Source organism: Psychrobacter sp. CCUG 69069 (assembly GCF_021023115.1).
Taxonomy (GTDB): Bacteria; Pseudomonadota; Gammaproteobacteria; order Pseudomonadales; family Moraxellaceae; genus Psychrobacter; species Psychrobacter namhaensis.
The window spans coordinates 13,719-36,423 of record NZ_QQAI01000021.1 but is presented as its reverse complement, the minus strand read 5'-3'; the positions used below and the strand labels follow the sequence as shown (position 1 = coordinate 36,423).

21 protein-coding genes are annotated in these 22,705 nt (G+C 41.6%); 16 read left to right on the top strand and 5 right to left on the bottom strand.

What is annotated here, in order from left to right; translation table 11 throughout:
• Positions 1-154: 154 nt before the first annotated feature.
• The 3 genes from parA (at position 155) to DVY93_RS11325 (ending at position 2,729) form a co-directional block, all read left to right on the top strand.
• Positions 155-793 (top strand): ParA family partition ATPase, encoded by a 639-nt coding sequence (gene parA / locus DVY93_RS11335; protein WP_198333365.1) that lies wholly within the window; start codon positions 155-157, stop codon positions 791-793.
• 3 nt (positions 794-796) lie between these two features.
• Positions 797-1,006 carry a plasmid partition protein ParG gene (locus DVY93_RS11330; protein WP_045448060.1) on the top strand — a complete coding sequence of 70 codons (210 nt, stop codon included), beginning with the start codon at positions 797-799 and terminating at the stop codon, positions 1,004-1,006.
• Between the two features lie 796 nt (positions 1,007-1,802).
• A complete protein-coding gene (locus DVY93_RS11325; RefSeq protein WP_087813585.1) occupies positions 1,803-2,729 on the top strand; it encodes a cation diffusion facilitator family transporter in 927 nt (308 codons plus the stop codon).
• A 186-nt stretch (positions 2,730-2,915) separates the two neighbouring features.
• Here DVY93_RS11325 and lnt read toward each other — a convergent pair whose 3' ends face one another.
• A complete protein-coding gene (lnt, locus tag DVY93_RS11320) occupies positions 2,916-4,484 on the bottom strand; it encodes an apolipoprotein N-acyltransferase (protein WP_045448063.1) in 1,569 nt (522 codons plus the stop codon).
• A 239-nt stretch (positions 4,485-4,723) separates the two neighbouring features.
• Here lnt and DVY93_RS11315 point away from each other — a divergent pair, with 239 nt between their 5' ends.
• On the top strand, positions 4,724-5,374 hold the full coding sequence (locus DVY93_RS11315; RefSeq protein ID WP_011513677.1) for a DUF411 domain-containing protein: 651 nt from the start codon (positions 4,724-4,726) through the stop codon (positions 5,372-5,374).
• A gap of 799 nt (positions 5,375-6,173) precedes the next feature.
• Positions 6,174-6,896, top strand: a complete 723-nt coding sequence (locus tag DVY93_RS11310) for a CHAP domain-containing protein (protein WP_011513678.1) — start codon at positions 6,174-6,176, stop codon at positions 6,894-6,896.
• A 148-nt stretch (positions 6,897-7,044) separates the two neighbouring features.
• Here DVY93_RS11310 and cadR read toward each other — a convergent pair whose 3' ends face one another.
• A complete protein-coding gene (gene cadR / locus DVY93_RS11305) occupies positions 7,045-7,455 on the bottom strand; it encodes a Cd(II)/Pb(II)-responsive transcriptional regulator (protein ID WP_011513679.1) in 411 nt (136 codons plus the stop codon).
• A gap of 142 nt (positions 7,456-7,597) precedes the next feature.
• Between cadR and DVY93_RS11300 the strand changes: the two genes are divergently transcribed.
• From DVY93_RS11300 to DVY93_RS11260, 9 genes are all read left to right on the top strand, one after another.
• Positions 7,598-9,814, top strand: coding sequence for a heavy metal translocating P-type ATPase (locus DVY93_RS11300; protein ID WP_230710862.1), 2,217 nt, complete (start codon positions 7,598-7,600; stop codon positions 9,812-9,814).
• Positions 9,815-9,935: 121 nt separating this feature from the next.
• A complete protein-coding gene (locus tag DVY93_RS11295) occupies positions 9,936-11,984 on the top strand; it encodes a heme lyase CcmF/NrfE family subunit (RefSeq protein WP_230710860.1) in 2,049 nt (682 codons plus the stop codon).
• Positions 11,985-12,647 (top strand): DsbE family thiol:disulfide interchange protein, encoded by a 663-nt coding sequence (locus DVY93_RS11290; protein ID WP_442966522.1) that lies wholly within the window; start codon positions 11,985-11,987, stop codon positions 12,645-12,647.
• An 83-nt stretch (positions 12,648-12,730) separates the two neighbouring features.
• Positions 12,731-13,213: a cytochrome c-type biogenesis protein gene (locus tag DVY93_RS11285; RefSeq protein WP_020443538.1), complete on the top strand. Its 483-nt coding sequence runs from the start codon at positions 12,731-12,733 to the stop codon at positions 13,211-13,213.
• Positions 13,210-14,490 (top strand): c-type cytochrome biogenesis protein CcmI, encoded by a 1,281-nt coding sequence (ccmI, locus tag DVY93_RS11280; protein ID WP_101211261.1) that lies wholly within the window; start codon positions 13,210-13,212, stop codon positions 14,488-14,490. The genes DVY93_RS11285 and ccmI overlap by 4 nt, the downstream gene beginning before the upstream one ends.
• 141 nt (positions 14,491-14,631) lie before the next feature.
• On the top strand, positions 14,632-15,339 hold the full coding sequence (gene lspA / locus DVY93_RS11275) for a signal peptidase II (protein WP_037026031.1): 708 nt from the start codon (positions 14,632-14,634) through the stop codon (positions 15,337-15,339).
• A 333-nt stretch (positions 15,340-15,672) separates the two neighbouring features.
• Entirely contained in the window at positions 15,673-16,035 is a 363-nt protein-coding gene (locus tag DVY93_RS11270; protein WP_058023733.1) for a DUF3817 domain-containing protein, read from the top strand.
• Between the two features lie 504 nt (positions 16,036-16,539).
• The gene (locus DVY93_RS11265; RefSeq protein ID WP_201608769.1) at positions 16,540-17,130 is read left to right on the top strand and encodes a recombinase family protein; all 591 of its coding nucleotides are present in this window, start codon (positions 16,540-16,542) and stop codon (positions 17,128-17,130) included.
• A 535-nt stretch (positions 17,131-17,665) separates the two neighbouring features.
• On the top strand, positions 17,666-18,055 hold the full coding sequence (locus DVY93_RS11260) for a DUF6122 family protein (protein ID WP_230710858.1): 390 nt from the start codon (positions 17,666-17,668) through the stop codon (positions 18,053-18,055).
• A 221-nt stretch (positions 18,056-18,276) separates the two neighbouring features.
• On the opposite strand, the gene DVY93_RS11255 is transcribed toward DVY93_RS11260, so the two are convergent.
• On the bottom strand, positions 18,277-18,915 hold the full coding sequence (locus DVY93_RS11255; protein WP_230710856.1) for a transmembrane anchor protein: 639 nt from the start codon (positions 18,913-18,915) through the stop codon (positions 18,277-18,279).
• Between the two features lie 16 nt (positions 18,916-18,931).
• Positions 18,932-19,672: a HupE/UreJ family protein gene (locus tag DVY93_RS11250; RefSeq protein ID WP_230710855.1), complete on the bottom strand. Its 741-nt coding sequence runs from the start codon at positions 19,670-19,672 to the stop codon at positions 18,932-18,934.
• Between the two features lie 261 nt (positions 19,673-19,933).
• On the opposite strand from DVY93_RS11250, the gene DVY93_RS11245 reads away from it, so the two are divergent.
• Together DVY93_RS11245 and DVY93_RS11240 are read left to right on the top strand one after the other, a co-directional pair.
• Positions 19,934-20,212, top strand: a complete 279-nt coding sequence (locus DVY93_RS11245) for a metal-sensing transcriptional repressor (RefSeq protein WP_230710854.1) — start codon at positions 19,934-19,936, stop codon at positions 20,210-20,212.
• 30 nt (positions 20,213-20,242) lie between these two features.
• Complete coding sequence (locus tag DVY93_RS11240; RefSeq protein ID WP_230710853.1) at positions 20,243-21,565, top strand: MFS transporter; 1,323 nt, start codon at positions 20,243-20,245, stop codon at positions 21,563-21,565.
• A gap of 168 nt (positions 21,566-21,733) precedes the next feature.
• Here the strand turns inward: DVY93_RS11240 and dmeF are convergent, their stop codons facing one another.
• Positions 21,734-22,648: a CDF family Co(II)/Ni(II) efflux transporter DmeF gene (gene dmeF, locus DVY93_RS11235; protein WP_230710852.1), complete on the bottom strand. Its 915-nt coding sequence runs from the start codon at positions 22,646-22,648 to the stop codon at positions 21,734-21,736.
• Positions 22,649-22,705: the final 57 nt, after the last annotated feature.

The window sequence follows — 22,705 nt, the reverse complement described above, 5'->3', positions numbered from 1 at the left end:
ATATACTTATATACTTATATACTTATATACTTATATACTTATATACTTATATACTTATATACTTATATACTTATATACTTATATACTTATATACTTATATACTTATATACTTATATACTTATATACTCAATACATACTACAGGGATCTGTATTTATGAAGGTAATCGCGGTATTAAATCAAAAGGGTGGTAGCGGTAAGACTACCATCGCAACGCATTTGGCTCGTGGCTTACAACTAAAAGGTCATAGTGTTTTGTTGGTGGATAGCGACCAGCAGGGCAGTGCGCGTGACTGGAGAGCGGTTGATGAAGACAATCCGGTACCAGTGATCGGGCTTGATAGACCAACACTTGATAAAGATTTAAAAAGCGTTTCTGATAAAGATTACGTGGTGATCGATGGATCGCCGCAAGCTACTAGTCTGGCTATTTCTGCTATAAAGGCGGCTGATTTTATATTGATTCCGGTGCAGCCGAGTCCTTATGATATCTGGGCAACCAGTGATTTGGTTGATTTAGTACAGCAACGTATTGAGATGATGGATGGCCAACTAAAGGCGGCCTTTGTCGTATCACGCGCCATTCAAAATACCAATATTGGTAAAGAGGTGGCAACCGCGCTGCTTGATTATAATCTTCCGGTATTAGAGACCAGAGTGATGCAGCGAGTTGCTTATCCTAATAGTGCTGCCCTTGGTAAGACAGTATTTGATACCGAATCGCCTAATAGCAATGCGATACAAGAGATAACCGCATTGGTCAGTGAGATTCAAATATTTTTTGGTGAGGAGTAGGTCATGAGTTTATCAGCAGGTCGCCCTAGTAAGAACGTTAAGGATCAGTTAGCTCTATCGGATGTGACGGACAGTCCCAAAAAGACGGTACGCGTGAATTTTAATCTAGATGAAGATAAACACATTGCGCTCAAACGGTACGCGCTTGAAAGCCGAAAAACGGTTACTGAGCTGTTGACTGAAATGATTGATGAAAAGTTGGTTGAACGATAGATATAAAAAATCGGATTTTTTATACCTAAAAAAAGGATATGTATAAAAAACTCAAAAAACTATATATATCATCGAACGCTGTGTACCTTTCTAGTATCATCAGATGCTTGTTTTCTTAAGCCAGACGTAGAAGCAAGCTGCAAAAAAAATGCCCATGGCAAAACAAGCACTGTTTCCTATATCAGTACCATATAATAGAACCAAAAACGGTTAGCAGTGCTAAGGTATATTGCCCTTAATCAAAGCGTACTCAATAACGATTTAAGTTACACAAAATATAAGGGGCTTCTAGCCCCATCATTATTCTGAACCGCCCCGAGATTGTCGGAGACTCAACTTTCTGAGAGAATACGACAATGAAAAGACAAACCTACACTCCTGAGATTAAAAAACGCGCCGTTCGCATGCTGATTGAAGCATTAAACGATTACACCTCTATGTGGTCAACCATTCAAGTTATAGTACTGAAAATAGAATCTACTTTTGGAACATTGTGGTCATGTCATAAAAAGCGCACTAATGAAACCATACTAACCAACATTCAAGACTAAGCTACACATACTAAAGAGCTTGAACGTGAAAATAAGAAGCTTACGTAAGCCAGTTAGATTACAGTAAAAGCCGCTTTTTTCGCCCAAGGAGAGATAGGACATACAATCCAGTTGTGGCTCAGTTTATTGATAACAATAAGTGTGTCTACGGTATTAGAGCAATATTGACTGTGCAATATAGAAGATATGCAATAAAATTATTTTCTACCTTTAATAAAATGCAGCAACCTAAACAAGGGTAAATTATGAGTAATTCAGATAACCACAGTCACCAAGCTCCAAATCCTAAAAATATGAATAAGGCTTTCTATATTGGAATTGGTCTAAATTCTGCATTTACGCTCATCGAGTTCATAGTGGGCTACTCAACTAATTCATTAGCTTTAATCGCAGACGCTAGCCACAACTTAAGTGATGTTGCCAGTTTAATAATCTCGTTAATTGGAATGAAATTAGCACAGAAAGCATCTACTACGCTTTATACCTATGGCTACAAAAAAGCTTCTATAATGGCTTCTCTTATTAACGCCATATTGTTAGTTACAATCGTTATAGGTATTGCGTATGAGGCCTTGGGTCGATTTGATACCATACCGGAAGTTGCAGGAAAAGTTATTATTATTACAGCTCTAATAGGTGTATTTATAAATACTGTTTCTGCTTTTGCATTCTACAAAGGTCAAAAAGACGATATTAATGTTAAAGGTGCTTTCTTGCATCTAATGGTAGATGCATTGGTCTCTGTAGGTGTCGTTATCTCGGGCATTATTATTTACTATACAAGTTGGAATATCGTTGATCCTCTAGTTAGCTTGATTATTTCAGTCGTGATACTGTTATCGACTTGGGGTCTACTAAAAGAGAGTATCAAGCTTGCTATTGACGGAGTACCTCAAAATGTTGATCTCAGTAAAATCACTGCTATCTTAGAGAGCTATAAATTTATTCAAAACTTTCATCATCTGCACATCTGGGCCTTGAGTACCACTGAGAATGCTCTGACAGTTCATATCGTACCGAAGAGCGATGTGACATTAGAAGAGACTCTTATTATGAAAGAAAATATTAAGGAAGATTTGGCGCATCAGAATATACAACATGCAACTATTGAATTTGGTATTAAGGCAGATGACAATCAAAAATCGCGTGCATTAAATGAAAGTATCAACTAAAAGATGATAGACCGTATATAGCTATCTCTTTTTAAGTATGAGGCGCGTGCTTTATGTCGACATAATTTTTTCAATCAGTTCTTATGTGATCAATAGTTTAAAACTTTTATATTTACGTGCGTTAGGACGTTACCTAGAAAAAATAAAAAACTTACGCTGATTAAATTATTATAATTAAGTTTACTATTACCCTCGTCCTCTAAGTGTGGTTAGACCTTTGCCAAAATAGCTTAGTAGTAATAACAGAGTTATTATTATCAAGATAGGATAATTTCCCATAAGCATAAAGGGAGTGTTACCAACCCGTGCCTGTATCTCACCACGTAGTACAGTACGCTCAAACTGCGGTGCGCGTTCTACAATACGACCTTTATGGTTAATGATAGCGGTAACACCAGTATTGGTCGCTCGAATAAACCAGCGCCCGTTCTCAAGCGCGCGCATTTGTACCATTTGCAAATGTTGCAATGGTCCTGCTGAAGTGCCAAACCAGGCATCGTTAGAGACCGTCAACAAAAAGTCAGTATCGATGGCATTTTTACGCGTGGTATCTGGATAAGCTACCTCATAACAGATAGCCGTCCCTATATTGTGTCCACGCACCTGTAGCGGTGACTGCTGATCACTACCGCGACTATAGCTCTTAATATCCTGACTACCGGCCAAACTTGGGAAAATATCGAGCACGCCTTCAAATGGAATATACTCTCCAAAAGGCACCAGACGCTGCTTCTTGTATAGGCCTTCCGCTTCTACACCTCGAGCAATCACGCTATTGTAAAATGGGGGATACTTATCCGTACTGGCATTGAATGCCGCTTTATCCTTATAAGGGATACCAGTTATCCATGTCGTATTGGTCGCATTAGCCATTTCTATCATTTCACTAATAAAGCCCGCAGCCTCATCCTGAAACATCGGAATAGATGATTCAGGCCACACCACAACATCACGTCCCCACTCAGTGCGCGTTAACTTCGCATAAATCTTTAGCGTTTCTACTTGATATTGAGTCAGCCACTTTATATCTTGTGAAATATTACCTTGAATCAATGACACTGACAGATCAGGTGTGCCCTTAGGTTTTGTCCATTGCGGATTGACCAGCCATAATGATGTGCTAATGGCCAATAACAGTACAGAAACGACGGCATAACTACTGCGCCGAAGCAGTAGCTCTACTAAACTTGCAGCCAATAGTATGGCAACAAAAGAGACGGCAAAAACACCAGCAACGGGTGCTAAGGACGATAACCAATACTCTTCAGTAAACGCATAACCAACAAACAGCCACGGAAAGCCTGTGAATAACCAAGTTTTTAACCATTCTTGTAGCACCCAAAGAGCAGCAAATGAAAAGGGTTGTTTGCCTACCATACGGTTAAAGGCTAGTGCTAAAAATCCATGAAACAGTCCCATACCGAGACCCATCAATCCAATCATAATCAATGCGAGCCACGTTGGAGTATCGCTATAATCATGGATAGCTGTATAGAGCCAAAAGCCGCCGACGCACCATAGCCCCATACCGTAAGCTTCACCGATAATAAAAGCGCGACGACCACTCATATTTGGCACCAACAGCGCATATAAAATCGCTGGTGACACTATTGCTAGCGGCCAGAACCCATAAGGCGATAATGCAAATAAAAAAATAGCCCCTGCAAGCCATGCTGCTACTAGCGTAAGCCATAGCGGTAATTGATTTAAGTGAGTACTCAAACGCTTTTGTAGACTAATAGTAGACAGGTGCATCGCAAATTATCCAAAATTATGAGCCTTGAATTTTTAATCAAAATCCAAAACTCAGATAGACCCGTTAATACTACAGGCAGCATTTCAAAATAAAAACTGCTTATGATACCAGTCCGCACTGCTCAATGTATAAATTTACGTACCCCGTTTGATGGGTTATTATGCTACATTACCAAACGATATGAAGTGTTACTTGACCTTCTATAGCTCACAATATCTACAGTACATGAGAGAGCACTATGACCCCCTTAAAAATAAAATCCAGTCTTATATTCAATCGTCATCTGTCTAAGGGGTTGCGTGGTACGCTGGTGTTACTTGCCGCCTCATCACTATTTGCTTGTAGCCAACCGAGTAGTGGCGTATCTGATGCAAACACAACATCAGTAACAACCGAAAATGCAACAGCTATCACTTTAAAGGAAGATGAACCAAACGCTAAAAGTGCTCACATGATGACAAGGTCAGTAAGTAAACCAGACCTACTAAAAAACGTCTCAGCTACGGTCTATAAAGATGCCAATTGCGGCTGCTGTAAAGAATGGATAAGTCATGCAGAAGATAATGGTCTAAGTGCAACCGCGCAAGATGTTGCGGACTTAGCCGTATTTAAAGAGCGCTACAGCGTTCCAACTGAGATGCGTTCTTGCCATACTGTAGTCACTACTGATGATTACGTCTTTGAAGGTCATGTACCTGCTAAGTATATGGCGCAGTTCTTAGAAAATCCGCCAGTACAAGCTATGGGTCTTGCCGTACCTGGCATGCCTGTTGGTAGCCCAGGTATGGAGTATCAAAATAAATTCATGCCCTATCAGGTTATGCAGCTCAATAAAGACGGGACGACCCAAGTTTATGCTGATATTGAATCGGTAGAGCAGCAATTATAGTGTGTTAGCAGTTAAGAATACTTTGATTATAGTGTTAGCGTTAAAAGTAAATGAGGCAGGTATAAGACTGTTCTATTGCTTATAAAATGATTCTTCATCAAAAAAATCATTAGCTATTGCGACTTTAAAAGCAAAAATAACTTTGAATTTGTAACTTTTGATGACAATGTAAGCGGATTTATCGGTTATTAACCCTTAAAATAGATAAATAATTAAGGGTTAATACAAGAATATACAGGATGTATCGAAACAATTACGTAATATTACATAAGCCAGTAGGGAATTAACATCTATATTAATATTATAAATTATTATATTATCTTAATAATTAGTTAGACCCTATATAGGGTAATTACTTCATCCAATAAAAAAACGTCTGAGGGTTAAATCTATAATTTAGATTTAACCCTCAGACGTTTTTTTGCTTATAAAACAGTAGAAATTGTTACCAATTTAGTCAGCTATATTCTGTATATGTTACACAAACTTACATTGTAAAATGTGGAATATTAGCAATTTTTTCAACATCAAAAAAGTATTTTTGGGGTTTTTAAGGGTGATGACAGGCTAAACAGCCTATGCTAAAGTCGGCTTTGTGTTTTGGCCAGCAGCTTGATTTGCAACAGCTTCGTAAGACTTCAATGATGTGCTGTGATCGCCAATAATCATTTTTTATATGAATAATATGCAGCAGAAGTATCAGTCACTATGACGTATATATACTTGAGTTGTTGAAATTTAATTGACTGCGCTGTTGTTGATAACAGACCATTTTGAATTAACCGTAGGTATTAGATTTATGAAACAGGCTTTATTGATTTTGTCAGTACTGGGTATGGGCATAGCACAAACGAGTGGTGCTGCTATCACAATCTCTCAAACAAATAATACCATCACCAATACTTCTGTGGCATCAAACTACGGTTCATCAAAAAACATCTATAGCACTAGCAGTGGTGCTTATGTTTCTAGTAATGACGAAATCAGTCAAGCTATTAGCAACCTAAGTGCGCAGGCTAAGCAAAAAGAGAGTCGGCTTTCATCATTAAACAGCCGCTTATACGCTGAAAAACAACAGCAGCAAGTCAATACAGTTCCTGATAGCAATTCAGCCCCCGCTATCGCTGCTGCTCGTGCTTCACGAGTGGCTCTATCTGGTAGCTCTGGATACTGTGCCCGTTACGTACGTAAAGCACTACAATCAGCAGGTTATGAGTTCACCCCCAATCCTTCAGCCTATCAGTACGCCACTCGTGGCACGCTTGATAAAGCAGGTTTTAGCAAAATCAGTAATGATATGCCAACCCAAGTAGGTGATGTTATTGTCTATGATCGCTCATCAAAGCGTCCACATGGCCATATCCAAATCTTTGATGGCGAAAACTGGATTTCTGATTTCCGTCAGAACAGCATCAGCCCATACAGTGGTGTCTATGCTTATACCACATGGCGTGATTCAAAATACGTGGATGACGCATCCGCATCAGATCGAAATATCTACCTTGCTATGAATGATAAATAAGACCTGATAAGTCAGCACAACATAGTTATTATTTCCTCCAACCCCAGTAGTGATCTTAATATCATTGCTGGGTTTTTTTGTGCTTAACATCAGGGTGTATTTAACCTTTCATGATTTGATCAGTCAGAAATGAACACTACTAATATCATTACTCATGACAAGAATTATCGGCAAGAGCCTTTAATATCCCACATGATACCGCTGGTGCACTACTTGCACATTTCTGGCGCAAAACAGTCAAGTGCTGCTTTAAGTGCATCAGTTCTTCCATTCGTATTTCTACAGCATAAATTTGCTTATCTAGTAAGGAGCTCACATCACCACAGTCTTTATCAGGTTCCTCCCAAAACTCAAGTAAGATTCGTACTTCGTCTAGAGCCATGTCAAGCGTACGGCAGTGTAGGATAAATTGTAGACGCTCAATGTGCTCTTCATTATATAAACGATAATTCCCTGCGCTGCGAGAAGGCTCAGGTAATAAGTGCTCCTTTTCGTAATAGCGAATGGTTTCCACTGTGGCACCTGTGCGTTTAGCGAGCTCACCAATTTTGATTGTCATAATAACCTCTATGATTTAAATAATTAAAGTGGCTGTAAAGACTGGCGCTAGAGAAATTAAATTTACAAAACTGTAGATAGACAACCTTGACTCTAAAGCCACTAGAGGGTTCATAATACCATTATTCAAAGGGTAAATTATTATGAAATATCATATTGAAGGTATGGACTGTGCCAGTTGCATCGGCAAGATTGAAACAGCTTTGAAACGTATGCCTGGGGTTTCTGATGTTGAGCTAAATTTTGCTACAGAAACGCTAGAGCTAAGCTTGGCCCCTGATGCGCCGACTCAGGCTAGTGATATTGAAAAAACCATCAAAAGCCTAGGGTTCGGTATATCTGCCAATACTGGTCAACAAACTGTATCGGCTATTGATATTGACAGCGACAATCAGATGGCTCCGCAGGATAAGCGGTGGTGGCAAACTCAAAAAGGCAAACAGGTTGTTGGTCTCGGTATTTTGATGGGCAGCGCTTATGCACTGTCACTACTGTTCCCCGCTTATGGGATATGGGTGTTTGCCATCGCTGTGATTGTAGGCGTTTTTCCATTTGCACGCAAAGCCTTAGCACTGGCTAAAACAGGTTCATTCTTTTCAATTGAAACGCTGATGTCCGTCGCCGTGCTTGGCGCACTTATCATTGGTGAAGCTGAAGAGGCCGCAGCGGTTGTCTTTTTGTTCTCAATCGGTGAACTGTTTGAGAGTATCGCTGCTGATCGCGCTCGCGCTGGCATCAGAGCCTTATCATCGCTGGTTCCGAAAAGTGCGATTTTACTTGATGCTCAAGGTGGGCAGCGTAACGTTCCAGCGACTTCACTACAAGTGAATGACCTTGTGCTGGTGCGTCCTGGAGATAGGGTATCTGCTGATGGTTCCATTGTTCAAGGTGCGTCCAGCCTTGATGATTCGCCCGTGACGGGAGAGTCTGTTCCTGTTGCCAAGACGATGGGTGACAATGTATTTGCAGGGTCAATTAACATCGATGGTGTGCTCCAAGTGCGCGTAGAAAAGACAGCCGCCGATAACACTATTTCGCGCATTATTGATTTGGTAGAGCAAGCGCAAGCTTCCAAAGCACCCACTGCCCGTTTTATTGAGAAATTCAGTCGTTACTATACACCGGCTGTGATGGCTATTGCCGCCCTAATTATCATCGTCCCACCGTTAACCATGGGCGGAGATTGGTCAACTTGGTTATATCGAGGTCTAGCCTTATTATTGATCGCTTGTCCTTGTGCTCTTGTGCTCTCAACACCAGCTGCTATCGCCTCTGGTCTAGCGGTCGGTGCGCGCCGCGGCTTGCTGATCAAGGGCGGTAGTGCTTTAGAAACCATCGGCCAAGTGAAGACAGTCGCTTTTGACAAGACAGGCACTTTAACTGAAGGCAAACCACGCGTGACCGATGTTGTTGACATTACACAAGAGTATTCAAGTGTTCAAGGTCAGGATTCTCAGGATCAGGGTTCTCAAGGTAAAGATAAGGTATTGGCGCTCTTTGCCAGTGTGGAGACAGGTTCTAGTCACCCGCTTGCTGAAGCCATTGTCAGTCATGCCAAAGCCGCCAAAGTTGTCATACCTGTGGCTTCTAAAGCTTCTGCTACTGCGGGTAAAGCGGTACACGCAACTATCGCTGGGCGCGCGCTAGCTATCGGTTCGCCTGTTTATGCCGCAGATGAGGCATCAATTTCAGCCGAGCAACAGGCACAAATCGAGGCGCTGCAAAATGAGGGCAAGACCGTCTCAGTTCTTTTCGATGAGCAAAGTCGAGAAGTGCTTGGATTGGTCGCACTAAGAGACGAGTTACGAGACGACGCTCATGAAGGTGTGGCTCAACTTAAAGCGATGGGTGTGCGCTCCGTCATGCTAACAGGCGACAACCGCTTAACCGCTCAAGCACTTGCCAGTAATTTAGACGTGGAATGGGAAGCTGAGCTGTTGCCTGAGGACAAACTGCGCTTGCTTAACGAGATGAAGAATAACAGCAAAATAGCGATGGTGGGTGATGGTATTAACGATGCGCCAGCACTAGCAACCGCTGATGTTGGCATCGCGATGGGTGGTGGTACCGATGTGGCCATTGAGACGGCCGATATCGCATTATTAAAAAGTCGTGTTACAGACATGGCTCATCTCATCGCACTTTCGCGTGCCACCATGCGCAACATTCATCAGAACGTCATTTTCGCTTTAGGTCTCAAAGGCGTCTTTCTGATCACGACCGTATTCGGCATTACTGGACTATGGATTGCGGTTCTAGCTGATGCTGGAGCAACAGTGATCGTTACTCTCAATGCGTTACGTTTACTGCGCTTTAAAGGCGCGCCTCCACTGGTAACTCCGCCTAAAGTAGTTAAATAAAACCCTTCGAAATCAATTAAAAACTAGAGATAGCAGCAGATTTCGGGGGTGGGTTCTAATAATAAAAATTCCACCGCTACAGTAAACTGCAACCGCATTAGAGTAAATAAGGTTAGACCGTATGTTGATTACAGAATTGGGCTATTTTGCCTTGCTTACCGCTTTTGTATTGGCGTTATTGCAGGTAATTCTGCCAACTATTGGTGTTATTCGTAACCAAGTTGCTTGGCAACGACTAGCCCCTAGCTTAGCTTGGGCACAGTTTGCCGCCATGATAACGTCATTTGGCGCTTTGATAGCAGGTTTTTATTATAATGATTTTAGCCTCAGTTACGTCGCGCAGCATTCCAATACGCTGTTGCCTTGGTACTATAAGTTATCGGCGACATGGGGCGGACACGAGGGCTCTTTGCTGCTATGGATGACCATCATGGCCACATGGTGTGCACTGGTATCATACTTTAGTCGCGGCTTGCCGTTATCAATGCGTGCGCGGGTATTAGTTATTTTGGCCGGTGTACAGTTAATGATGCTAACAATGCTGATATTTACCTCGTCACCGTTTGAGCGTACCTTACCCAATCTAGCGGTCGATGGCGCTGATTTAAATCCTGTCCTACAAGATTTCGGTCTGATTATTCATCCGCCCATGTTATATATGGGCTATGTGGGTATGGTAGTGCCTTTTGCATTTTGTATGGCGGCATTGTGGGAAGGGCGTTTAGATGCTGCTTGGACACGCTGGTCACGTCCATGGGCGCTCGCGGCTTGGGGATTTTTGACCATTGGTATTGCACTGGGCTCGTGGTGGGCCTACTACGAGCTTGGCTGGGGCGGTTGGTGGTTTTGGGATCCGGTAGAGAATGCCTCGTTTATGCCTTGGCTTGTCGGCTTAGCATTGCTGCATTCATTAGCAGTCACTGAAAAGCGCGGGGTGTTTAAAGCATGGACCATCATGCTGGCTATTTTCGCCTTTGCCTTAAGCTTGCTTGGCACGTTCCTGGTACGCTCTGGAGTCCTTACCTCAGTGCATTCGTTTGCCGCTGATCCGACGCGTGGTTTGGTTATCTTAGCTATTCTTGGCATTATCATCGGTAGTGGTCTATTAATGTTTGCCGTTCGAGGTTGGCGTTTAACCGTTGAAAGTCAATATCAGCTGATTTCACGTGAGTCCTTTTTAGTGATCAACAACGCCATCATTTTGATTGCAACCTTAGTGGTGCTGCTCGGCACCCTTTACCCTATTATCGCTGATGCTTTTGGTTTAGGACAAGTGTCCGTTGGCCCTCCTTATTTTAATGCATTATTTGTACCTTTAACGTGGCTGTTATTAATAGCTATGGGTATGGGCTCAAATATTCGCTGGAAAAAAGACACCCGTCCACTACTGGGTATAGGCATGGTCATCGCCGTTAGTAGCTTAGTATTAGCCGCCATTATTACTTACTTTGTTAATCCATCGTCTATGCTTAATATTGGTGTGACTTTAGCCGTTAGCTTTTGGGCACTGCTATGGATGGCAGTTGATTTTAAAGATAAAACTAAGAATGCGCCTAATCTTTTTAACGGTTTGCGGCAGTTGCGTCTGAGCTATTGGGGTCAACAGACTGCTCATATTGGCGTATTGGTTGCTGTCATTGGCATAGCCTTTACTAGTAGCCTGAGTATTGAGCGTGACGTAGCAATGGGTATTGGCGATACAGTCAATGTTCAAGGTTACGATTTTGAAGTAACTGAATTTTTTGAAATAAAGGGTAGTAACTTTGATGCAACGCAAGCGCAAGTGGTGGTATCCAAAGACGGTCGTGAAGTGGCGAAACTGACTCCAGAAAAGCGTACTTATATTATCAGCACGATGCCAACAACTGAAGCTGCTATTGACCCCAGTCTTATGCGCGATGTTTATGTCGCACTGGGCGAACCTATTGCCGATGGTAGTAACCAATGGGCATTAAGGATTTATGTAAAACCATTAATTCGCTGGATTTGGTTAGGGGCAATTATCATGGCTCTAGGTGGATTAATTAGCATGCTTGATAAACGATACCGCATCAAAAAAGTTAAAGCTCCATTGCTAGTTACTGGTGATCTGGCTACTGATGGAGTCAATGAGGTAGCTATTGAACAGGCAATCTCAGCATCGACGATGTCGACACTAAAGGAGAAGTAAATGACTATGTCGAATAATACTCCTGAGCAAAAAGATAGCCAAAACAGTAAGCAGCGTAACCCAAAGACAATGAAAAAAAAGCAGACGAAGCTATGGTTCTTAATTCCGCTTATCCTCTTTTTTGGTTTGGTAGTTATATTGTACATGCGCTTAGGTAAACCAACAGACATTGTGACCAATACCGCTCTTGAGCGTCCGGTTCCTACCTTTGAGCTGCCGTTATTAGCAGATACTACCCGTACTATCACCAATGATAATTTGCCGGATAAGCCGTTTTTACTTAATGTTTGGGGCTCATGGTGCCCAACTTGCATTATTGAGCATCCGTTTTTAATGCAACTAGAAGAGCGCGGCGTTGATATCGTTGGTGTGAATTATAAGGATGAGATTGGTAATGCGCTCAGTTACTTAAACCGAGGCGGTGATCCATTTTCTATGTCTATTCAGGATTCATTGGGTCAGTTTGCTCTAGACTTAGGCATAACTGGTGCGCCCGAAACCTTTGTTGTGGATGGAGATGGCATCATTCGTCAGCATATTGTTGGTGAGATTAATGAAGCCAATTGGCAACAGCGTGTTAAGCCGTGCCTGACCGTACTTAATAAGGCTAATAAGAACAACGATAGTCCTGATCTCATTCAGGTTGAGGAGATGTGCAAATGAACGTTACTCGAATAAGAGCTCCTCAACTAAAACCCAATATAGTTTTAAAACTAGCAAGCTTAATACTAGCGTGTCTGCTTAACATGACGGCAAACGCAGCTATTGACGTATACGATTTTGACTCACCACAGCAAGAAGCTCAGTATCGTGGATTAATAGAAGAGTTTCGCTGCCCAAAATGCCAAAATCAAAACCTTGCAGCCTCTGATGCACCGATTGCACAGGATCTAAAGCAAAAAGTCTATGATTTAATTAAGGATAGACGTAGTGATGCTGAAATACGCGTCTATATGCAAGAGCGCTACGGTGACTTTATTAGCTACAAGCCGCCTATGCGACCATCGACATGGATCCTATGGTTTTTTCCACCACTATTATTGCTCGTCTTAATTATTGGTTGGTTTTGGCAAAGTAAGCGTCGCCAAGTTGTTGCCCGTGGTCAAAGCGGCGTCACAGTGAACAGTACTGCTGCCTTGACCTCTACGGAAAAGGCTGAGCTTGATCGTCTATTATCGCAAGCTGAGAGTGTCGACCACGACATTACTAGCCTAGAGGACAAAAAATGACTCTATTTTCTACTTTTGGCTTATTTGTAACTCTAAGCTTGCTGATTGCCCTTATATTTGCGCTGATTGCTATTATGCCATGGCTACGAGCACCGCGTTTGCAGTCCAAACCAATAGACAATCAACTGCTAGATATTAATGTTGCAGTATTTCGCGAACGTTTAGCTGAGCTACAAACAGATAAAGACAGCGGTACTATTAATAATAGCCATTATCAAAATCAAAAGCTGGAACTGGAGCGTCAGCTATTAGATGCGCAGCGTCAGATAACACCTATGGTCACCCCTGATGTCAAAAGCCGTTTAATTGTCGCAGCTTGGATCCCAATATTGGCTGCAATGGCGTATTTACTAATAGGCAATCGTACGCCCGTGTTTGATTTGTGGACAGCTGAGGACAAAGTAGGACAAGTGGCTGACGACCTATTGACAGCTAAAATTGACAAGCCGCCATCATGGGCGTTTGAAGATGGTCGTCAACTGATTAGCGCCATGCAAACCAATGTTCATCGTAATGCTGATGATCCTAATCGCTGGATGCGCCTATCCGAGCTTTTCTTATCTATGGAGGCAACTGATTCTGCGCTGGAAGCCTTATCTCGTGCCTATCGTTTAGCTCCTGAAAATGAAGAAATCGCCACCACTTATGCTCAGACTAGCTTTTTCGTTAATGAAGGTCAGTTAGACGCCAATATTCGCCGTGTATTACAAGCTATATTAGCTAAGAATCCACAGCATGAACGGGCTCAAATGCTCATGGCAATGGGTGAGACTCGTAGTAGTAACTTTGCCCAAGCGCAAGGTTGGATTAAACGCTTACAAGGCAGCATTGTGGCCAAACCAGGTGATCATACTAAAGCTTTAGCAAGCTTAGATGAGTTAAGCAACTACGTTAGCACGCAAGAAAAGCAAGCGCTAGAAGGTATTGACGTGACAGTGAAAATTAACGCTAATTTATTACCGTTAGTGAAAGCTGATGATGTGTTGTTTGTTGCGATACGTGACGTTAAAGGAGGTCCACCGTTTGCCGCCAAACGTTTACCCATTAGTATTATCAAGCAAGGTGAGGCCAGTATCCGCTTAAGCAATCTTGATGCGATGATGCCAGATCGTACGTTAAATTCAGCTCGTAGTGACAAAACTCAGTTAGCAGTCGTTGCTCGTATTAGTCATAGCGGTAATGCCATAGCAGAGTCAGGCGACTTATCGGGTAATCCGATAGTGATTAGCGCTGAACAGACTCAGGTTAATGTTGAAATCAATCAACAGATTCCCTAATAAAAAATTATTACCGTAAGTTTCATAACACCAGAGCGGTAAGTGGAGCCGTTTATAAAAGTGGCGCGATTAATAGTCGTATACCAAAAACATATACGTTTAACATTGTTCATTGTATAAACACAGATAAAGAAAACAACTATGACTGAATCTACCGACAGATTAGATAGTACTAAATTGAATAGCGTTGAATCGGCTAGTACTAATATTGCTGACAATAAAGTACCTATAGCTGTGAGTAGTACTCATCAATCGATTGACTCTAAAACCATGAATCATACGCCTAAAGCTATGTACGTGACTTCAGGCAACTCGATAACACCTAAAGGTAAGTTGGATAAAATGCCAAAAATGGTTGCCAATGGCAGTCGCGCTTTTATCTGGTATTTGTTGGCGATAATGGTGTTAATACTTGATCAATGGACTAAGTGGTTGGCCCAAACCAAATTAGCGTTCAATGACCCCGTACCGGTCATTGAACCATTTCTCAACTGGACACTCGCTTATAACTATGGGGCAGCATTTAGCTTTTTAGCCGACGCTGGCGGTTGGCAGAAATGGTTTTTCTCAGGCTTAGCTTTTGTAATGGCTATCTTTTTAACGATTTATTTAATCAAAGCGCCACGTACAGCCAAGCTATTGTCTATGGGGTTGGCCTTAGTGCTTGGCGGTGCGATTGGCAACTTAATCGATCGTTTAAGAATTGGCAAAGTGGTTGACTTTATCCATGTGCATTATGCTGATGTCTGGAATTATCCTATTTTCAATGTTGCAGATATAGGTGTCTGTGTCGGTGTAGCGTTGATTATAATTGATATGATATTTTTGGAAAGTAAGCGTAATGAATAAACAAGTGAATATTGATCAGTACAAATAAAAAGAACTAGCGTCATAGCTGCTCTATACGGAAAGATACTTTTTATACTCAAGTGTGTTTATAAAAATGCGAACTGGAAGGTGATATATGATTAATACAAATACTCTCTCATTCTATATCCCAAAACCCAATGCATAATTGTATGCGAGTGAACGCAGGATGATTTTGAAGTGGCTAGACGAAGGCGTGACGTGCTAAGTGGTAGATGACAAAAACCAGTACTTCAAAGCTCTGGACAGGGCCATTATTATAAAGACATTGAATACCGCCTAAATTATTTATTGAAATAACAAAAGGATAATATAGTGTCACATGCTCAGCTAACTATCAAACAAATACATAATCTTAGAAAAAAACAAAGTGCCGCATTAAAAAGCCTTACCATTATAGGCTACCTAGAAGGCACCTCTTTCTTATTATTGCTCTGTATCGCCATGCCACTAAAATATATGCTGGACATTCCAGAAGGTGTGAAATACATCGGTATGGCACACGGTATATTGTTTATTACCTATATCATAATACTTATAGGCTCAGCTATCAAAATGAAAATGCCTCTTTGGGCAATACCTGCGGGCGTACTCGGCTCACTCTTACCTTTTGGCCCGTTTATATTCGATCATTTACTAAAAAAGAATTTACAGGAAAGTGTAAGTAAAGAAGCCTAGAACAAGCCCTGCTGCAAATGCTACAAACGTACCTTATTACTCAAGATTATTTTTCCTAACTAAATCACAAGCCGCCATCACTCATCATGGCGACAAATGAATAACATTGAGCAGAAATTAATCACAATAAAATTTTAATTCAGACCCAGTATGAATAATCTAACACTCTAGTCACTTTTCGAACTTATCTTACATACTATCGACAAACCCGTATTGTTTAAAAGCTAAACAGGTTTTGTCATCCGCGATGGATTTCCTATTATCCTAGGGTATACCTCAAGGGGACCATCAAAACAGACCTCTTAATCAATTAATAGATCACTTAAAATAGACTGATGCAGTAAAACCACTTCAAGCGCACTATCATTACCCTATACCTAAAACATAAAACCTTTAAATGATAACCTATCTATCATTAGACTTTTTTATGTTATTAAATGATAGTAATATCTTGCTATTATCAATGAACATTAATTATTAAGTCTAAATAATAGAGGTGGCGTTATGACTGTTCGTATTTATGTGAGAGCCAGCACTAAGGATCAAGACGCGACCAGAGCATTGTCTGACTTGATTAGCTTTAGCCAAAGCTATGATGATAACCATGTTGAGTACGTAGAGCATTTCAGTGGTACAAAGTTAGATAGACCAGCACTCACTAAGTTACTCAATGATGCTGAGCAAGGCGATATATTGCTTGTTGAGAGTGTAGATAGATTGAGTAGATTGTCTCAGGATGATTTTGCTATCTTAAAGCAGCGCATCAAAGATAAAGGTTTGCGATTGGTGGTGGCTGATCTACCAACTACACATACGGTAAGTAAGGGCATGACAGGCGACATCCTTAGGGTAATTAACAATATGCTGATCGACTTATTAGCAACGATGGCAAAGCTTGATAACGATAAGCGTAGAGAACGTATCAAGCAGGGATTAGCAAACAGTGGATATAAACCTACTGGTAAGAAAGCAAATCTAGCAAAACACAATCGTATTAGAGAATTAGACAGTCAAAATAATATGACAAAAGAGGAAATCGCTAAGGCGGTTGGTGTTGGGGTAGCTACGGTTTATCGTGTCTTAAAACAGGGTTAATAGCTGAAGTATTTTAAACATTAATTTACGTTTCTATAGACGCGATGCTATCAAATATATAATCATTAAGTTGATAGATTTTAATCATGTATCTTGATTCAAAAAAACCCTGTATTTGAGTATTTGAGTATTTGAGTATTTGAGTATTTGAGTATCACTTTGCCTTTTTAGCTATGATAGTAATCAGCTGTATCAACTTTGTACGTACTAGCGTTGCAACTGATTTATTTTATATATCGAATGCAGCGACTTTATGCCCATGCTTTGAGCAAATGCTATAAGCTCATTTTTAGCACATATAAGTGGTTCCATTATAGCAGTCTGTTTTGAGTGGTCTGTTAATAGGGTTTTGGGGCTTTTAAGTCGGTTCCGCTAGGGTATATCCTATATTAACTAGTGATTTTTTGGACAGGTATAATAATGAGAAGGTGAGTGTATGATGCATGTATTTCACATGCACTCTAAAGAAAAAAATATCTTATGTTTTATCTGAGATTGATGAGCCATTACAAACTATCTTAAATCGGAAAAAACGATGATTCAAACCGTTATCCATTATTTTCTACATTTTGGCATGCCGTTGATCATCGCCTATACATTTTTTCGTAATGACTATAAACGCGTATATTTGATCTTGTTAGCCACTATGCTGGTGGATCTAGATCATTTGATAGCTACGCCTATTTTCTCGCCCAATCGCTGTAGTATCAATTTTCATCCGCTCCATACTTATTATGCGATGGCGGTCTATGTGATTATGTTGTTTTTACCAAAACCCTATAAAATAATTGGTTTGGGATTATTACTTCACATGCTAACCGATTTAAATGATTGCGTGATGACCTATCTTAATTGTCCGCAGTGTTTGGTTGAGGCTCCTGCCCGTGATTTGGTAGCGTGGCTTGCCAGAGCTACTAATTTTTGATACGGCTGTGACTACATCCCTTTGTGCTTCTCTCATAGATCACCTCTTCAGTAACTTTTAAAAGTAGCATATACACTGCTATTCAACCCTAAGTAAATCCTCGCATTAGACCACTTATGTTCTAATGTGAGGATTAAGTTTATTTAGCTGGTTACTACAATCTTAGTGAGACAGCTCTGGCTCTAATCAGATAGTACGACGTGAACTAACCACTACTTTCTTTACATTGTTTTAATAGTGCTGTAATCGCCACGGGTACGTAAAACAACTTGAACATCTGAATCGCCACGATTGCGCCAAAACCAGCCGTGATTGCCTGTGAATGCGGCTTCTAAAACTCCTTCATCAGCGGCAACTCCGCGACCTTTCTCATAACTGATGGCCTTGCCTAATGCATCGCCATGGGTATCAAAGTTGACATCACCACCTGCTACGACCCAAGAGTATTCAGTCTTGCCACCTGAATCCATTTTCATTTTAATCTCTAATCCTTCACCTGGCGTCAAGGTGAAGGGAATTTCATCACGCCATTCACCACTTGCGATGGCAGTGTCAGCGGGTGTGGCACTCATTGCCTGTTCGGTCACATTATTAATGTCTGTTGTTTCGGATGTCATCGTATCAGTTGCTAGTAAGCCAGCTGCATCTGCGGCAGCTTCTTCAGCCAATTGCTGCTTAACTTGTCCCATTTCTGTCAATTGAAGAATACTACCAACCCCAGTGGGGTCGATACCATATTCAGCGGGGAGAACCACCGTAAATAAAAGAACCACTGCTGCGATTGCGGCCAGAACAGTAGATTTTATAAGCTGCTTTGAAGTGGGAAGTTCAGCTTGTAGTGGGGTGTCACTGTTATACATATTGGGAATCCTTGAATTAAGAAGACATTAAATAGCCAGTGAGCTGCATGCCCACTAAAATAAATCCTGCGCTCATCATGGCGACGTTGGCGGTATAGGCGTTACGGATAAAACTTAGCGTACGACGCCAATAGCTCATGCCAATCAATATGATCGCTAAAGCCAGTAGCTGCCCAATCTCCACACCCACGTTAAATGCAAGCAAATTAGGTAGTAGGCCGTCAGGTGACATCTCATATTCAAGGAGCTTAGTTGATAATCCAAAGCCGTGGAAAAGACCAAAGACAAGCACCGCTATTTTGGTATTTGGCTGAAACCCGAACCACCTTTGATACGCACCAATATTGTCTAAAGATTTGTAAACAACAGAGAGGCCAATAATGGCATCAATCAGATAGCTGTTCATACCGATGTTAAAGTACACGCCTAAGATCATCGTGGTGGAATGACCTAACGCAAATAAGCTCACATAGATGCCGATGTGCTTCATACGATAAAGAAAGAAGATAACCCCGAAGAGAAACAGGATGTGGTCATATCCCGTGATCATATGTTTAGCGCCCAAGTACATAAAGGGCAAAATATTAACCCCTGAAATTTCCTGAATGTAGCCTTTGTCTCCTGCGGTTACCGCGTGAGCCAAAGCTTCACTACTACCAATAAAAAGATAAATAAGAAGTGCTGAGAACAATAGTAGACGGGTCTGCCAAGTCGCCCATGGCGATCTTGGAAGCCTATTGTAGACATGGCTGTGCATTAGGATTCCTATGGTGTGAGAATAGTGGATACGCGATGTATGTAATACCATTAAAATTTCTGATATCAGTCAAAGAAGGCATTATGGTTTTCATGGCTAAGTGCTTCTTTATAGAGTAATACTTAAAATCATGAAAATTTTAAATGCAAAACGAATAACTAAGGAGTATGATAATATCCCCTAGGGGGGGATAAGGTCAATGAAAAGTTTAAGTTTTCTATGCGGTATAATAATGCTCCCTAGAGGAAGGATATTTCCATTATGAAAAAACCACACATTCATGAGTCTCACCCAGCCGTTATCACACGCCTTAAAAAAGCGAATGGACATCTAAATAGTACAATAGAGATGTTGGTTGCGGGTCGAACCTGCCTTGATGTAGCTCAACAGTTACAAGCGGTAGAGAATGCGATTCACCAAGCCAAGAAAATTTTAATCCAAGACCATTTAGATCATTGCCTTGAAGACTTATTAGGGGCTGTTGACAAAGATCAGCAGAATTCTATCGAGGAGTTCAAGGAAATAACTCGTTACCTATAAGGTTAGTTGACTGACCTGAAGAGACACTCCATGCTCAGTATTTTTGCAAACCGAACTTATCGTCATTTATTTGCCGCGCAAGTGATTGCCCTGATTGGTACTGGTCTGGCTACCGTGGCGCTTGGGCTTCTAGCTTTTGATTTGGCTGGGAATGATGCTGGGGTTGTTATGGGAACCGCATTGGCTATCAAAATGATTGCCTATGTTGGTGTCGCACCCATTGCAGCAGCCTTTGCCGAACGGCTGCCCAAACGCACGATGCTGGTAACGCTGGATGTGATACGAGCAGGTGTCGCTCTGCTTTTGCCGTTTGTTTCCCAGATTTGGGAGGTTTACGTGCTGATCTTTGTATTGCAATCCGCCTCAGCGGCCTTTACGCCTACTTTTCAAGCCACTATTCCCGATGTTCTGCCTGATGAAGCGGATTACACTAAAGCTTTGTCACTCTCACGTCTTGCGTACGATATGGAAAGTCTGGTCAGTCCCATGTTAGCAGCAGCATTGCTGACAGTAATGAGCTTTCACAATCTGTTTACGGGGACGGTGCTGGGATTTTTGGCTTCTGCCATATTGGTGGTATCAGTCACGCTACCAGCGCATGCAATGCCCACGCACCGTAGCATCTATGATAGAACCACGCGCGGCATTCGAATCTATTTAGCGACCCCTCGATTACGCGGATTGCTCGCTGTCAATGTTGCCGTTTCTGCCGCAGCGTCTATGGTTTTTGTGAATACAGTGGTAATCATTCAGGGTGGAATGGGACTCACTCAGAGTGCAGTGGCATTAGCATTAGCGAGCTTTGGCGCAGGTTCTATGATTGCGGCCCTAGCTTTGCCAAGCTTACTAAGTAAGCTGACAGACCGTAGTGTGATGTTGAGCGGCGTGGGGTTGTTGGTAGTGGGTATGTTCGCTGGAACAGTGATGATGGGACAAAACTCGCTCATGGTCTTATGGTTCGTGCTAGGTTTGGGTTATTCTGCTGCTCAAACCCCTTCTGGACGCTTGTTATGGCGTTCCTCACATCAAGAAGATCGCCCAGCACTGTTTGCCGCTCAATTTGCCTTGTCCCATGTCAGTTGGTTGGTATTTTATCCATTGGCTGGTTGGTTAGGTGCTTACTACAGTATGACCGTAGCTTTTGCAGTACTAGGCGGTGCGGCTGCACTAGCGGTATGGGCGGCGTTTAGAGTCTGGCCATCTATTGATTTAAAAGAGATCGAACACGAGCATGCCAATTTGCCAGAAGGTCATGTCCATGCTACTGGATCTCCTACACCCAACGGGATACGCCATACCCATCCTTTCGTAGTCGATGACTATCATCCGCGTTGGCCAAGTTCTGGTCGTTGATGTCGAATCTATATATAACAAGGGGTTGTCATTGCGGAAGCATTGGTGTTTGAAAAAGGTGCTACTAAGGACTTTTTTTCAAAAACCAATGACATACGGCGCTGATATTCTGAAGCTTACTATGCTACTGGTTTATCAAAGCACGCTCCTAGATTCAAATCACTCCATTCAGATTTTATTAATTTCAACAGAGACATGAGACAGTTGAGGTAGGGATTCTGATAATATTTTTTTGTATTCTTCCGTACTTAAAGGAGATTGTGAGGAAACTGAAAGGATGGCAGCTTGGTGGGTTGACGCAATTTTCCAGACATGAATATCGTTAATAATCGTATTTCTCTTATCGAGAGTCTGCGATATCTTCTCAAAAGTTGAAACATCAACAGATTTATCTAAAAGCACGGTACTCGATTCTTTGATCAATCCATAAGACCAGTGAAGAATCACTATTGCACCGACAATGCCCATGACAGGATCAATCCAGATGATGCCCATATATTTACCGGTCAATAACGCCACGATAGCAAGCACAGAAGTGAGTGCATCCGCTAACACATGTAAATAAGCCGCTTTCATATTGTGGTCATGGTCATGATGATGGTCGGAATCGCCATGATGATCATGATGGTGATGGTCATCTTTAAGTATAAATGCCGACACTATGTTTACGATTAGACCGACAACAGCCACGATAATGGCTTCGTTAAAATGTATATTATTTGGCTCTATTATTCGTTGGACTGATTCTAAAATCATTAATAGTGCGACAATGGCTAGCGCAATGGCACTAGCAAAGCCACCGAGGTAATTTACCTTGCCCGTACCAAAACTAAATGTTTTATTATTAGCATTCTTTTTAGCGTACGAATAAGCAAAGATAGCGATAAGAAATGCAGCTGAATGCGTGCCCATGTGCCACCCATCAGCAAGTAATGCCATAGAGCCAGACCATGTACCAGCAGCGATCTCTAAAACCATGATTATCGTCGTCAACCAAAATACAATCTTTACTTTAGATTTGTTTTGGGCGCTATCGACACCGAAATCATGAGAGTGTTCCCACTGAATAGTTGATTCTTTCACGTTTTAAATCCTTAGCTGTGTATGAAAAGATGGCAATCTTATGTATTATAAACATCA